A 12,670-nucleotide genomic window follows, 5' to 3' on the forward strand; every position below is an offset into this window, starting at 1 on the left:
CGTGCCTGAATGTGTTCCTTAGACAAGTCCCATTCTTGCACTGCAGCAAGGCATCTCGCTTCTCAACACCCCATCAAACACCAGAAACCTCACCCCAAATCGGTGCATCCAGGCTCAGGGAACAGGAGGCCGCACCAACCCTCCTCGCACCTCAGGGAACGGGAGGCCGCACCAACCCTCCTCGCACCTCAGGGAGCAGGCGACTCCAGCTTCTCCGCCAGCCAATCCACGGTCTGCATGCCGAACAGATCCGTGCCCCAGCCGTAGAGGTTGGTGAGGAACCGTACCATGCTGCAGTCGGTGGGCTGGTAGTCGACCTGGGTGCCGCCGCGGCGGTAGTCGGCGGCGAGCTTCCGCGAATCCGCGGCCGGGACCAGCGACATCGGCGAGTCGTCGGCCACGCAGGAGGCGATGAGCACCGGTGCGTCGGGCGACTTGCGGCCCAGCTTGTTGTCGTCGTACACCGCCTGGAAGTCGGCGATGTCGGCGGGATTCTCCCCGGACTTGAACAGCGCGTTCATCGGCACGAACGGCATCGTGAAATACGCCGGGGTCTGGCACTGGGTGCGGAACACGTCGGCGATGGCCTTGCCCGTCGGGGTGAGCTTCTCGTCGAGCTTCATCTCCGGGTAGCGCGGCTCTAGACCGAGCAGCGTCGCGAGGACGAAGGCCGAACCGACCGAGCCATCGGCGGTGGCGATGAAGTTCTTCTGGTCGACGACCATGCCCTCGAGGACGACGCCCTTGATCTCCAGTTCGGGCGCATACCTTTTCGCGTTCTCCGCGGCGAAGGCCGCGCCGACGCCGCCGCCGGCGATGCCGAACACGCCGAGGGGCGACGCGACCGACAGGCCGTTGTCCTTGTGGCGCAGTGCAGCTCGCAGCCCGTCGAGCAGCGCCTTGCCGGCGAACTTCCCGGCGAAGACGCCGTGCGGCTTGGGATCACCGTCGTTGCCGACATCGCTCATCATGACCGCGTAACCCTTGCCGAAGAACTGCGCCAGCGGACCCAGAGCAGACCACGACGCGCCGTCCATGGGATCGCCGCCGGTCCACATCGTGGAGGGATGGCAGTAGGCGCCGACGCTGTCGTTGGCCAGCTGATATCCGATCAGCGGTCGAGTGGCATCGGAGCGCCCGTCGCGCGGGATCATCAGGAGCCCGGTCGAGATCTCGGGCTCGTCGTGCAGTCCCCGGGTCACGTACATCAGCTTGTAGGCGTCGAGCTTGCCGGGACGCACACCCATGAACTGGACGGCGACCCTCTTGGCTTTCAGTACGTCACCGGGCTTTTCGCGACCGGTCAGACGCGGCTCGGCATAGAAGGGGTCACCGGCGACGAGCGGGTCTATGACCTCCTGCGGGCTGGCGAGCCGCCCGTCGCGCAGGGCGCCGACGACGAAGCCGTTCAGCACCTCGTCGAGGCCGGGCGTCCGGTTCGGTGCGGCGGTGGCCGGTGCAACCAGCCCGATACCCGACAGGACCATGACCAGCACGGCCGCGAGCGTGACGCTTCGGGACATGCGCGAGAAGGAGGAGATCACTGGTAGGTCACCTTGATCGAGGTCAGAACCGACTGCATCAGCGGCAGCAGGTTGCGGGTGGGACGGTGCGTTTCCATCTGCTCGAAGTACGGAGCCCTCATGGCCGCGCTCAGTTCCGGCCAGCTGTACTCGACCTGTGCGCGGTACTTCGGCAGCAGCTGATCGGTGATGTAGAGCCACCGGTCCTCGTACACCGACCAGTTCCATTCCGGCAGCGGCAGACTCACGACTGCGCGACGACCGTCGGGCGCGCGGCCCTCGACCTCCATCGGACGGAACGACCGCGGGGGCACCACGCCGGCGACCGACGGCGCGGCAGCAACAGTGCTGCCGTAGGTCATGGCCTCGCCGACCTCGCCCTTGTAGTTGCGGGTCGCATCCCACTGCTTCTTGATGACCTCCCCCTGCTCGCGCTGCAGCAACCGGGCGTTACCGGCGGCGACCGCGGCGGGATCCTTGGAAGCGATACCCTCCCAGGCGCGCATGATCTCGTCGTCGAAGATGCCCGCCTCGTGCATCTCCCGGAGTGCCGGCAGACCGCCGACGACGTAGGCCCGGTGCATCGGCATCAGGTCGGAGAAGATGTTCTTCTGCATCACCAGGATCTGCCCCTGGACCTGCCGGAGGTCGTCGGCGGTGATCTTCGCGCCCACGCGAGCCAGGGCGCGGAGACCACCGGGCAGGCTGTTGACCGCCTGCGGTCCCGCGAGTTCGTTGGCGCGCGCCACGATCGCGTGCGCGACCGGCTGCAGTCGGCTGAACTCGAAGATCTCGGTGGCGTCCTTGTAATCGAGGAGGCCGCCACCGAAGTCGCCGCCGACCAGACCACCCATTCCGGCCCACTGCAGTTCACGGTGTGCGAGTTGCAGGTCCTCGTAATAGCGGTAGGACTTCAGCAGGTTCTGGTGATTGGCGCCGACGCCATCGCGCGGGTTCCACGATGCGAGGTCGATACCGGCGCGTGTCGTGGTCTCGACGAGCCAGTACTGGAACAGCAACGCCTCATACGACGACGGGGCGAGCCCGCGATCGCGGGCCTGCTCGACCAATCGATGGAGAGTGCCGGGATCGGTCGGCAATGCCGGGTGCACGCCGCCCTGCCCCTGCGACGCATCACGATTCACCAGCGGCAGGTTCAGATACCGCCCGAGGGATTCGGCGGAGGCCGAACCCCCACCGACGAGCGAACCGAGCGCGACGACCACTGCCACCGCCGCGCAGACCGACCCCCGCAAGACCTTGTTCACGACGCCCCCCCGTTTCAAGGCACCGACCATCACGGCCGAATCACATTCGAATAACCGAAGTGAATCTAATCCTTGATGTAGTCAGACAGCAATTCGGCATCGATAAATCCGTACGAATCCGCCGAAACATGCCCTGTCGGGCGAACAGGGCAGCGCAACACCGTATTCGACGATGCCCGAACTGCCCGGATCATTCTCCGCTCAGGATCAGCGCATTCTGGTGGGCCGCGTCTCGAACAGCGCCTTGAGGCGGGCCAGATCCTCTTCGACCATGAGGGTGTCCCGGTCGAACTCCTCGTCGGACATGGACAACTGCCGCACGGTGAACACCACCTCCGCGCCCTCGGGATGAGGTAGCACGCGCAGCGGATTGTGCACGGTGGCCCCGTTCGGGAGGATCACGTCGTGGTCGACGACCCCGAGGGTGTTCCGCGGAACGAAGCGGACCGTCACGGTGCCCATCGGCGACTCGGCCACGAGGTCGTCACCGCGTCGGACGACCTCCGAGGTCGCCAACCCCGCGGCCCATTCGGGGAGATTGTCGGGTTCGGAAACGAATTCGTACACATCGTCGGCTGACGCGCCGATCACCGTGCTGACATGACGACTCCTCATGAGCAGACTCTAAATCGGGTTTCGCGCATCTGTGGTGGGGGAACGTCGAATCGTCGACCGTGGAAAGTTCCAGTCTCAGTCATCCGACAAGGGAGTCACGACGAATGACCGACGAGCCAACCAACCGACCGTCCGACCCCGACGATCAGCACGACCCGGACGCCGATCCCGACATGCTGACATCCACCACGACGCAACCCGATCAAGCCGAGGGCGAAGACGACGACCCTGCGGAGACCAGCAAAGACGCGACGAAGGACGACGAAGGGTCACACTGATGACACACGATGAACCGAACCGGGACGACTCGGACCGGCACTTGCACACCCGAACGGCCAGGCGTAAGACCGGCATGATCACGCGAATGGGCATCGTCGCCGCATCCCTGATCGCGGCTGCCACAGGGTCGGTGATCGCGGGGAGTGCCGCGGCCGAGGCTCGGCCGGCGTGCTCCGACGTCGAGGTCGTCTTCGCTCGCGGCACCGTCGAACCCGCCCCGCCACTGGGGGTGACCGGACTGTCCTTTGTCGAGGCTGTCCGGAGTCAGCTCCCCGGCAAGTCGGTCGCCGCCTACGGCGTCCGATATCCGGCGAGCGACCAGTTCCGCAACCGTTTGAAGTTCGCCCGGACCGTCGCCGACGGTGTGCGTACGACGCAGAACCGGGTGAAGTACCTGGCGGCCAACTGCCCGGGCTCCAAGGTCGTTCTGGGCGGCTACTCCCAGGGCGCCGTCGTCGCCGGATATGCGGTGCACGCCGGTCTCGACCTCCCCGCTCGGTACGCCGCCTACGACCGTTTTGTGCCGCCACCGCTGCCTGCGTCGCTCTCGCGCAATGTCGCGGCGATCGTCTTCTTCGGAGCTCCGTCGGACCGCTTCATCGACGACATCGGCGCACCGCCGGTCCGGGTCTCCACCCCCTACCGCGGCAAGACCGTCCGCTACTGCGTCGCCGGTGACACCATCTGCGACGGCGCCCCCGTCGGCGGTCCCAACGCTCTGCACACCCTCTACTCGGTCAACGGCATGACACTCGACGCCGCACGCTTCGTGGCCCGGCGCGTCTGACCGCTGTTCAGGGGCTGGGGCTCTCCCCCGCCGCAACACCCATCGTCCGGGAGACGAGCTGCGAGATACGCACATCCCGATCGTGATTCAGGTGTTCGAGCATGAGCAAGCGGGCCTTCTCGGCTGATCCGTCGATGATCGCCGACATGATCTGCTCGTGCTCGCTCACCGAACTCTCGAAGCTTTCGCGACCGGTCGGGGCGAACCACGGTGCGCTGACCTTGATCTGGTCTCGCAGGTCCCGTTCCATGCCGTATATCGTCTCGTTGTGCGCCGCCCGCATCACGCAGTCATGGAAGACGTTGAGTGCGTGTCGAATCTCGACCGGATCGGTGTGACTCGCGCTCTGCGCCAGCGCCTCTCTGAGCCGGGCGATGTCGACCGGTGTGTGGCGTTCGGCGGCCGCCGCTGCGGCACTGGACTCGAGAATCGCTCGCACCTCGAAGATCTCGAGCATCTCCTCGTCGCTGCGGATTCGCAGGACGAATCCCCGCGACGCCGCGATCAGGAGCCCCTTGCGTTCGAGGAGCCCCAACGCCTCTCGAACAGGGGTCCGCGACACCCCGAACTCCTCGCTCAGCGCCTGAGGGATGAGGGTCGCGTCGGCGGGATAGTAGCCGTGCGTCAAACGCTCGTGCAGCGCTTCGTAGACCGCGTCGCGGGCGCTCTTCATCGGCGGTCACCTTCCGTCGGGTGGGGCGGACTCTGCGAGCCCCTCGATCCTCGCAGACAACCCGACAAGCGTGTCGACACGAACCGGCCTCAGGTCGTCGACGACGAGTGCGGTGTCGTCGGCGAAGCGGTGTGAGTCCGTCTGCACGCCGACCAACGGGATGCCGAGGTGCCGGGCCGTGAGTTCGTCCCACTTGCCGTCCCCGAGGATCACCATCCGCCAGTCGTCGATCTTGTGACGACGCGATGCCTGACCGATGGCGTCGCGCACGATCTCGGCGCGGTTGTCGTGCTCGGTACCGGTGGCGAGCTGTGCGTCGTCCGGTTCGACGCCGAGCACGCGCAGTTTGGTGCGGGCCAGGGCACGAAACGACCCGGTGGCGAAGGCACCGTACACATCACGCCGTGTCGCCAATTCTGCCAGCAGCTTTCGTGAACCGGCGATCTCGTCGACCGCTCCCGTGGACACGTGAGCGTCGAACTCCTTGGCGTAGAGTCGCTCCAGTTCCGCGATGAACTCCGGGTCGGCGGGAATGCCGTGCTTGTCCTCGTACACCTCGTTGGTCACCGCCGAATCGGTGTATGCACGGTAGGCCTCCCACGGCTTCGCGAGCACATCGAGGCCATGCCGGGCGAGCACGTCGATCGCCACCCGGTCATGCGTTGCGGCCGAGTCGAGCAACGTGCCGTCGATGTCGAAGATGACCAGCGTCGGCGTCTCCGAAAGGGCTCCGTGGGTCATCGCGGCCGCATTCCCGTCACGAGCGGGAGATCGGGATGACTCCGCCATTCGCTCAGCGAACCGTCAAAGACCCGGGGTTGCGGGTAACCGGCCTCGACGAAGGCCAATGCCGCACCCGCGGCGTTGATCCCGCCGCCGCAGTAGACGATCACTTCGGCATCTTGATCTATCTCACGCTCCTGCAGCGCCTTCCGGGTTCGCTCGGTCGAGAAGGTGCCGTCGTCGTTCAGCAGGTCGGGGTAGGGCACGCTCAGACTGCCCGGGATGTGACCGGGCCTGTCGCCGCCGGATTCACCGGTGTAGTCCGGAGACCGGAGTGCACATACGAGCGTGGTAGACGATCCTTCGTCATCGGACACCGCACGTACCTCGGCGAGGTCGGCGAACACCGGGGTGCCGAGGTCCCGGATCTCCACGCCGGTGGCAGCGCCGACGATCTCGGAGTCGCCGGTGGCGACCGGGTAGCCGCGGTCTGTCCAGCGGGCGAATCCGCCATCGAGCACGCGAGCACCGTCGTACCCGAAGGACCGCAGCACCAGCCACACGCGCGCGGCGTAGGCGCCGGTGAGCTGGTCGTACACGACGATGTCGTCCTCCGGGTTGAGGCCGAGTTCCGCTGCTGCCACGGATATCTGGTCGATGGTCGGCCGCGTGAAAGCAATCGTCGACGACGGATCGGAGAAGGCCGCGAACAGGTCGGCGAACCGGGCTCCCGCGATGTGGGCGGCGCGGAAGACCTCGTGACCGGGACCGAACACCGTCAACCCGGCATCGTCGACCGACCGCGCGATGCTCGCGTCGAGCACGACGACGGAATCGGCGTTGCGGTGCAGCCATTCCGCCGAGACGAGTGCGGAGTCGGCGCGGGTCACGCGCCGGCCTCGGCGACGCCCTTCACCCGGTTGCGCCATTCGCCACGTTCCGGACGGTTGAGACCGAGGTTCTCGCGCAACGTGTCGCCCTCGTACTCGGTGCGGAACAGGCCGCGACGCTGTAGTTCCGGCACCACGTGATTGGCGACGTCCTCGAAAGCCGCGGGCACATGGGTCGCCTGGATCATGAATCCGTCGGCGGCCCCGGCGTCGAGCCACTGCTCCATCGTGTCGGCGATGTCATCGGCCGAACCGATCATGTTGCCCTCGGTGCGCGCACCGTACCAGCGTCCGATCTCGCGGATGGACAACTTCTCGCGCTCGGCGAACTCCACGACCTCGCGGTAATGGCCTTCCACGCCAACCACTTCGAGCGACGGGAGCGGACCGTCGAGGTCGTACTTCGTGAGATCGACGTTGACGTGGTACGCCAAGCGGGACAGGCCGGCCTCGTGGTCGACGAGTTCGAAAAAAGCCTCGTGCTTGGCCATCGCGTCGCGGACGTCGGTGCCGACGACAGTGGTGGCGGCGGGCAGGATCTTGAGCTGCTCGGGATCCCGGCCGTGGGCGGCCGCGCGCCGCTTCATGTCCTGGTAAAAGTCAACGGCACTCTCGAGCGACTCGTGGCTGCAGAACGCGACGTCGGCCCAGCGGGAGGCGAAGTCGCGTCCCGTCGGCGACGCGCCGGCCTGCACGATGACCGGGTATCCCTGCGGCGGCCGGGGCACGCCGAGCGGCCCCTGTACCTGGAAGAAACGGCCCTTGTGGTCGATCGCCTCGACCTCCTCGGGACGAGCGAAGCGGCCGGACTCCTTGTCGTGGATCAGCGCGTCGTCGGACCAGGAATCCCACAGGCGGGTGGTCACCTCGAGGAACTCCTCGGCCCGCGCATACCGCTCCTCGCGATCGGGCAGCTTGTCCTGGTTGAAGTTCTGCGCCTCCGCATCCTGAAAGCTGGTGACGACGTTCCACCCGGCGCGTCCGCCACTGAGGTGATCGAGCGTACCCATGGACCGCGCGAGGTTGTACGGCTCCTGGTAGCCGGTCGACATCGTCGCGGCGACACCGAGCCTGGTGGTCACCGAGCTCATCAGGGTGATAACCGTCATCGGGTCCAGACGCGGTGTGCCGGTACCGAATTTGACCGCCGGCTCGAAGGAGTCGCCGAGACTGCGCGGTACGGCGAGCGCGTCGGGCACGAACGCCACGTCGAACTTGGCGTCTTCGAGGACCCGGGCGATGTGCAGATAGTGCTCCGCGGTGAGGAAGCCGTCCCCGGCGTCGGGATGCCGCCAACCGACCGTCCCCTGCGGGCCGGCATTCATGAATGCGGCCAGGTGGATCTGCTTACGGGACATGTCATTCGCTCCTTTGCGACTGATCTGCGGTTGACGATGGGCGGGGCGCGTCTGCCTCGTCAGAGAGTGGAGAGTTCGTCGAGGAAGGCCACGGCGAACCATCCGGTGCCGGTGGTGCGAGTACCTGCCCGCTCCCCCGCCGCGGCGAATGCGGCGTGCGCGGTGCGTGCTGCGGTGAACGGATCGACGACAGCACAGTACGCCGCGCTGAGTGCACCGAGGCTGCAACCGGTGCCGGTGACCTGAGGCATCTTCGCGTCACCGCCCATGACCGAGGTCGCCCGGCCCGACGGTTCACAGATGTAGTCGACCTCGCCGGACACCGCCACCACCGCGTCGAGGCGGACGGCCAGGTCCTTGACGGTGTCGATGACCTCCGAGGAGTCGAGCGTCGAGTCGACGCCGCTGCCGCCGGCGCCGCCGGCCAGTGCCGAGATCTCGCTGGCGTTGCCGCGGATGATCGACGGCTTGTACTTCAACAGCGACGTCAAGATCTCGTCGTATTCGCCTGCCCCTGCGCCGATGGCCACGGGATCGAACACCCACGGGGTGCCCGCCGTATGCGCGGTCGCGGCGGCCTCCTCCAAGGCCTCTGGAGTCACCGACGACATCAGGGCTGCACCGTTGATCCAGACCGCGCCCGCCCCGGCGGGGAACGCAGCGGTGAAGCCGGGAGCCGCCCCGATCGCGGGACCCGCACCCAGCGCGAGCAGCACGTTCGCGCTCAGGTTGGCCGCAACGTAGTTGGTCAGGCCATAGATGAACGGGGCCTTCTCCCGGAGGCTCGCGATGGCAGTCTTCACATCGGGCGACTCGATCGTCGTCGTTTCCATCGGTACTGCTCCTCGCACTTCGCACTCCGGGACTAGAACTGCATTTAGTTGTATACAGTTGGATGCGAGCCGAGCCAGCCAGTTCGTAGTTAAACTCAGCCCGGTTTCAACACATGCCACGTGCCTCACGGCGACTCCCGGCACAGTGGGCGACGGTATACGGCACGCGTGACCTCACCCCCGACGACCGGCGTGCTGCTGTCTGTGTTCGCCGTTCTGCTCCTGGCCTTCGGCGCCGACTTCCACTTCTCCCGGCGGATCGCGAAACGCCACAAGCTCTCGGCGCGGATCTTCATGACGGTCAACGTGTCGGCGAGCTCGCCACGGCTGTCGCCCTGGTCCTGACATGGGTCGCTCTGTGGAGTCCGGCGGCGTGGGAACGGATCGACAACCTCCTGGTCTTCGGACCTGGCACGGTGGCGATGCTGTGTGTCGTGATCCTCACGGTCGAGACGGTCCTCTCCCGCACGTCGGATGCATGGCGGGGCCATGGGTTTCGACAGGCTCAACCGGCAGAACAACCCCGCCCAACCGGCAGAACAACCGCGCTCAACCGGCAGAACAACCCCGCCCAACCGGCAGAACAACTCGATCCTCGAACTCCCGGCGGGGGGTCACCGGCCGACCGGGACCAGCTCGATCGTGAGGTCGAAATGGTTGATCGCGTGCGGCATCTCGGTGACCCCCGACCGCACGCGCGGCGACAGGACGTTGTCGCGGAAACGGTACTGACGCAGCAATTCTGCGATCACCAGAGAACTGAACAGCATCACGACGTTGCGGCCCGGGCACTCCCCCGGGCCGTCGCTGAACGGCACGACACCGGCGAGGTCCTGCGCTCGACCGTCGAGCCAGGCGTCGGGAGTGAACTCCTGCGCGAAATCCATCGCCTCGTCGTCGCGCTGGAAGAACTCGCCGATGACGATCGTGGTGGCACCGGCCGGCACGACACCGCCGGCCCACCGCACGTCCCGTTTCGCCTCGCGCAGGATCGCCAGCGTGGTCGGCCACAGCCGCAGCGATTCCAGGACCGTCGCACGCACGACGGGGAGCCGGGGCGATCCGCCGGACTCGCCGGCGCGAGCGTCCTCCCGCGCCCGTTCGCTTGCGTCCGGATGGGCGGCGAGCAGGGCGAGCGAACGGTGCACGGCGACCGCCACGGCGTCGAAGGCGAAGAGCCACTGGGGAATCTGACCTACGGGGTCGGCATCGGTCCGGTCGTCGACCGGCGCATCCCGGATGGCGCCGGCCAAAGAATCCTGTGGCGCTCGGGCGACGAGTTGTTCCAGACGACGCCGGAAGCGCGAGTAGGTCGACTTGCGGCGCGGGAACGCGTACGCCCAGTTGGCATCATGACGCAGCACCGTGAGCAGATCGGTGACCTCTTCGTCGTCACGCGCCGCGTCGCCGAAGACGAGTCGACGCACCATCCGCCAATGGGATACGACATACCGATCCCAGGTGAGTTGTCCGTCCGGACACGAGGCGACGAGGTCGTCGACCTCGGACCGGACGATCTCCGCGCACCGAGCATGGAGCGAGTGGACAGGCGAGCTGGTCTGCAGCGCAGACTCGTTCAGCTGTCGACGCACCCGACGACGCTCTCCGTCGGAGATCAGGACTCCGGTCGGCTGGAACCTTCCCACCGCCGCCACCTTCTCCCGGGTCGCCGAGGTGAACGGGTCGGGGGTCGCGGCGAGGATCGTCTGGACCGCGATCGGACGCAGGGCCACGACCATGGCTCGCGGGAACCGCAGGCGCAGCGCGTCGGCCTCGTATCTCTCGCGGATGTCATCGAGGATCCGGGCCGCACGTGCGTGGGTGTCCAACCGCCCGCCGAGGCGCACCAACGCTTTGCGCCTGGCGAGGACCCCTTCGGACACGATCGGCGTCAGCACCCCGCCGATGATGCGTGCGGTGTCCAGCACGCCGGCGGTGGCGAGGCGCGGCGCAGGCGCGGTTTCGCGATCGTCGGTCCCTGGCGATGACGGCAACGGCTCTCCCTTCGTCGAGTACCTTGCTCGCAGGGCACATCGATCCCTGCCTGCGGCAGCCACATGAGATGCTGCCGCGGGCAGCGGGTACCCGCGCACAAGCGCGGCAAAACGAAGACTTCCGGCTCCGCAGACCCGTCAGCTGGTCGAGAGCGAGGCATCGAGCCGGCGGTGGCCGTCCCGGACGAGAACACCGTCGCCATCGACTCGAGTGACGTCACCCCACGGAATCAGAAATGATGTGATCCCGGCACCAGCGCTCCGGCCACGCCAGCTCCAGGTCCTCCTGAGACTCCTCGAGGTCGACCGTCACATCGATGTCGCGCACGCGGTCGATCGGGATGCGATCGAGCTCGTCGACATGCGGTCCCCCGCCGAGCATGCGGTACAGCAGGGCACGACCACTGAGGAGCTGCCGAGACGTGGGGCGGCCCGTCGTCGCGGATCTCGATCTCGACATCGTCGACGACACCAATCGGCACCCCGTCCCGGTCATGGATCTGCCTGTCCAAGAAGTGGATTCGAACATCGATCGTGGTGCGTCGGGACACCTTTCGACTCGCGTGCGAACGACCACCTGCCCCCACGGAGGCTGCAACAGGAAGAAGGCCACCCCGAAAGCCGCAAGGCACAGCCCCACCAAACCGGTCACGTTCTCCATGACCTTGAAGTTGTTGCGCCACCCGATGATCCACACGGCAAAGGCGGCTATTCGAATCGTGTGACAGCGCGGGACGACACCAGCACGCGGGTGGCCTCCGCGATGGCGGCTTCTACACCGGCGCGCATGGGTTCGTCTGCCGCGTCGTCGATGTCGAGATTGACGACGGTTCCGTGCGCCGAGAGCGACTGCTCGATCATGTCATCGAGCGGAACCCGGACGTACTGGGTCGTGGCATCTCCGTCAGCCCAGAGCATCACCCCCTGGTGTGCGGAGGCGACCGCGCTGACCACATCGCCGGACGAATGCGAGAGCTCGGCGGTCGCGCCACCCACGGCCATCCGGTGGCCGAAACGCCGGGCGTGCATACATCCCGCGTCGATGGGTACCCGTTCGCCGAACGCCGCACAGCATCGACACGACCACCATCGCGAGGACTGACGATGAGCACCGACGATCTTTCCGTGCAGTCGACGCACCGGGAGCCGGCCACCGTTCTGGAAGTGTCCGGTGTCCTCGACTCCGACAGCTACCTGCATGTGCGGGACGCCATCGTGACGGCGGCCTCCAGCGCACCGGGATGCCTTGTCATCGACATCCGCGCACTGACAGTGCCGGCGCCGTCGGCGTGGAAAGTGCTGACCAGTGCCGCGTGGCTCATCCGCCCACCACGATCCGTCGCGACATCGGTTCGCCGATCGCCGCGGCACGGGCGGCCGTTGCGGATGCAGTCGGCAAGTGGGACCGCGATTTCGTCTCGCTGGCACTCGTGCTGACCACCGTCCTGGTGCGAAATGCCCTGGTGCACACGTCTGCCGACCCCGAGATCGCGATCGAGGTGCGCGGCTCCGACCAGCTGTTCGTCGCCGTCAGCGATGACAGCTCGGACGTCCCCGCGCGAGTCGAGGACGAGCACGGTCATACCCGGGCCGCGTCCGGACTCGCGGTGCTCACCACGTTGAGCCGCCAGTGGAGCTACACGCCCCGCGGAACCGGCAAGACCGTATGGGCCGTGATCGGACCGGAAGAGGTCGCGCGTTTCACCGATCCCGAGCGTGAGGTCTGA

At 66.8% G+C, this 12,670-nt stretch carries 15 protein-coding genes; 4 read left to right on the top strand and 11 right to left on the bottom strand.

What is annotated here, in order from left to right; genetic code table 11:
* Window positions 1-188: 188 nt before the first annotated feature.
* The 3 genes from NWF34_RS17230 to NWF34_RS17240 form a co-directional block, all read right to left on the bottom strand.
* Complete coding sequence (locus NWF34_RS17230) at window positions 189-1,523, bottom strand: lipase family protein (RefSeq protein WP_035760132.1); 1,335 nt, start codon at window positions 1,521-1,523, stop codon at window positions 189-191.
* A gap of 17 nt (window positions 1,524-1,540) precedes the next feature.
* The gene (locus tag NWF34_RS17235; protein ID WP_096274707.1) at window positions 1,541-2,821 is read right to left on the bottom strand and encodes a hypothetical protein; all 1,281 of its coding nucleotides are present in this window, start codon (window positions 2,819-2,821) and stop codon (window positions 1,541-1,543) included.
* Between the two features lie 177 nt (window positions 2,822-2,998).
* Entirely contained in the window at window positions 2,999-3,406 is a 408-nt protein-coding gene (locus NWF34_RS17240; protein WP_096274708.1) for an SRPBCC family protein, read from the bottom strand.
* Window positions 3,407-3,510: 104 nt separating this feature from the next.
* Between NWF34_RS17240 and NWF34_RS17245 the strand changes: the two genes are divergently transcribed.
* Window positions 3,511-3,684: a hypothetical protein gene (locus tag NWF34_RS17245; protein ID WP_191834540.1), complete on the top strand. Its 174-nt coding sequence runs from the start codon at window positions 3,511-3,513 to the stop codon at window positions 3,682-3,684.
* 86 nt (window positions 3,685-3,770) lie between these two features.
* Window positions 3,771-4,472, top strand: a complete 702-nt coding sequence (locus NWF34_RS17250) for a cutinase family protein (RefSeq protein ID WP_096275024.1) — start codon at window positions 3,771-3,773, stop codon at window positions 4,470-4,472.
* 7 nt (window positions 4,473-4,479) lie between these two features.
* Here the strand turns inward: NWF34_RS17250 and NWF34_RS17255 are convergent, their stop codons facing one another.
* Genes NWF34_RS17255 through NWF34_RS17275 form a run of 5 tightly spaced genes read right to left on the bottom strand, consistent with a single transcriptional unit; the run spans window position 4,480 to window position 8,949 of the window.
* The gene (locus NWF34_RS17255) at window positions 4,480-5,145 is read right to left on the bottom strand and encodes a GntR family transcriptional regulator (protein WP_096274709.1); all 666 of its coding nucleotides are present in this window, start codon (window positions 5,143-5,145) and stop codon (window positions 4,480-4,482) included.
* 6 nt (window positions 5,146-5,151) lie between these two features.
* Window positions 5,152-5,886, bottom strand: a complete 735-nt coding sequence (locus NWF34_RS17260; RefSeq protein ID WP_159405991.1) for an HAD family hydrolase — start codon at window positions 5,884-5,886, stop codon at window positions 5,152-5,154.
* A complete protein-coding gene (locus NWF34_RS17265; protein WP_096274711.1) occupies window positions 5,883-6,758 on the bottom strand; it encodes a sulfurtransferase in 876 nt (291 codons plus the stop codon). The genes NWF34_RS17260 and NWF34_RS17265 overlap by 4 nt, the downstream gene beginning before the upstream one ends.
* The gene (locus NWF34_RS17270) at window positions 6,755-8,116 is read right to left on the bottom strand and encodes an LLM class flavin-dependent oxidoreductase (RefSeq protein ID WP_159405992.1); all 1,362 of its coding nucleotides are present in this window, start codon (window positions 8,114-8,116) and stop codon (window positions 6,755-6,757) included. Before NWF34_RS17270 ends, NWF34_RS17265 begins: the two co-directional genes overlap by 4 nt.
* Window positions 8,117-8,175: 59 nt before the next feature.
* Window positions 8,176-8,949 carry a hydroxyethylthiazole kinase gene (locus NWF34_RS17275; protein WP_096274713.1) on the bottom strand — a complete coding sequence of 258 codons (774 nt, stop codon included), beginning with the start codon at window positions 8,947-8,949 and terminating at the stop codon, window positions 8,176-8,178.
* A gap of 168 nt (window positions 8,950-9,117) precedes the next feature.
* On the opposite strand from NWF34_RS17275, the gene NWF34_RS17280 reads away from it, so the two are divergent.
* Complete coding sequence (locus tag NWF34_RS17280) at window positions 9,118-9,294, top strand: hypothetical protein (RefSeq protein WP_232513028.1); 177 nt, start codon at window positions 9,118-9,120, stop codon at window positions 9,292-9,294.
* 269 nt (window positions 9,295-9,563) lie between these two features.
* Here NWF34_RS17280 and NWF34_RS17285 read toward each other — a convergent pair whose 3' ends face one another.
* The 3 genes from NWF34_RS17285 to NWF34_RS17295 all read right to left on the bottom strand — a co-directional run bounded on the left by NWF34_RS17285 (window position 9,564) and on the right by NWF34_RS17295 (window position 12,143).
* Window positions 9,564-10,943 (bottom strand): cytochrome P450, encoded by a 1,380-nt coding sequence (locus NWF34_RS17285; protein WP_159405993.1) that lies wholly within the window; start codon window positions 10,941-10,943, stop codon window positions 9,564-9,566.
* Between the two features lie 217 nt (window positions 10,944-11,160).
* Window positions 11,161-11,403, bottom strand: coding sequence for a hypothetical protein (locus NWF34_RS17290; RefSeq protein ID WP_236577720.1), 243 nt, complete (start codon window positions 11,401-11,403; stop codon window positions 11,161-11,163).
* A 248-nt stretch (window positions 11,404-11,651) separates the two neighbouring features.
* Complete coding sequence (locus tag NWF34_RS17295) at window positions 11,652-12,143, bottom strand: hypothetical protein (protein WP_159405994.1); 492 nt, start codon at window positions 12,141-12,143, stop codon at window positions 11,652-11,654.
* Between the two features lie 113 nt (window positions 12,144-12,256).
* Between NWF34_RS17295 and NWF34_RS17300 the strand changes: the two genes are divergently transcribed.
* Entirely contained in the window at window positions 12,257-12,670 is a 414-nt protein-coding gene (locus tag NWF34_RS17300; protein ID WP_159405995.1) for an ATP-binding protein, read from the top strand.

This window comes from Gordonia sp. GONU (assembly GCF_024733855.1).
GTDB classification, from domain to species: Bacteria; Actinomycetota; Actinomycetes; order Mycobacteriales; family Mycobacteriaceae; genus Gordonia; species Gordonia amicalis.

Coding starts and splice junctions, on each gene's coding strand:
- NWF34_RS17230 (WP_035760132.1), bottom strand. CDS start 1,523: ATGTCCCGAAGCGTCACGCTCGCGGCCGTGCTGGTCATGGTCCTGTCG.
- NWF34_RS17235 (WP_096274707.1), bottom strand. CDS start 2,821: ATGGTCGGTGCCTTGAAACGGGGGGGCGTCGTGAACAAGGTCTTGCGG.
- NWF34_RS17240 (WP_096274708.1), bottom strand. CDS start 3,406: ATGAGGAGTCGTCATGTCAGCACGGTGATCGGCGCGTCAGCCGACGAT.
- NWF34_RS17245 (WP_191834540.1), top strand. CDS start 3,511: ATGACCGACGAGCCAACCAACCGACCGTCCGACCCCGACGATCAGCAC.
- NWF34_RS17250 (WP_096275024.1), top strand. CDS start 3,771: ATGGGCATCGTCGCCGCATCCCTGATCGCGGCTGCCACAGGGTCGGTG.
- NWF34_RS17255 (WP_096274709.1), bottom strand. CDS start 5,145: ATGAAGAGCGCCCGCGACGCGGTCTACGAAGCGCTGCACGAGCGTTTG.
- NWF34_RS17260 (WP_159405991.1), bottom strand. CDS start 5,886: ATGACCCACGGAGCCCTTTCGGAGACGCCGACGCTGGTCATCTTCGAC.
- NWF34_RS17270 (WP_159405992.1), bottom strand. CDS start 8,116: ATGTCCCGTAAGCAGATCCACCTGGCCGCATTCATGAATGCCGGCCCG.
- NWF34_RS17275 (WP_096274713.1), bottom strand. CDS start 8,949: ATGGAAACGACGACGATCGAGTCGCCCGATGTGAAGACTGCCATCGCG.
- NWF34_RS17290 (WP_236577720.1), bottom strand. CDS start 11,403: ATGTCGAGATCGAGATCCGCGACGACGGGCCGCCCCACGTCTCGGCAG.
- NWF34_RS17295 (WP_159405994.1), bottom strand. CDS start 12,143: ATGCAGGTAGCTGTCGGAGTCGAGGACACCGGACACTTCCAGAACGGT.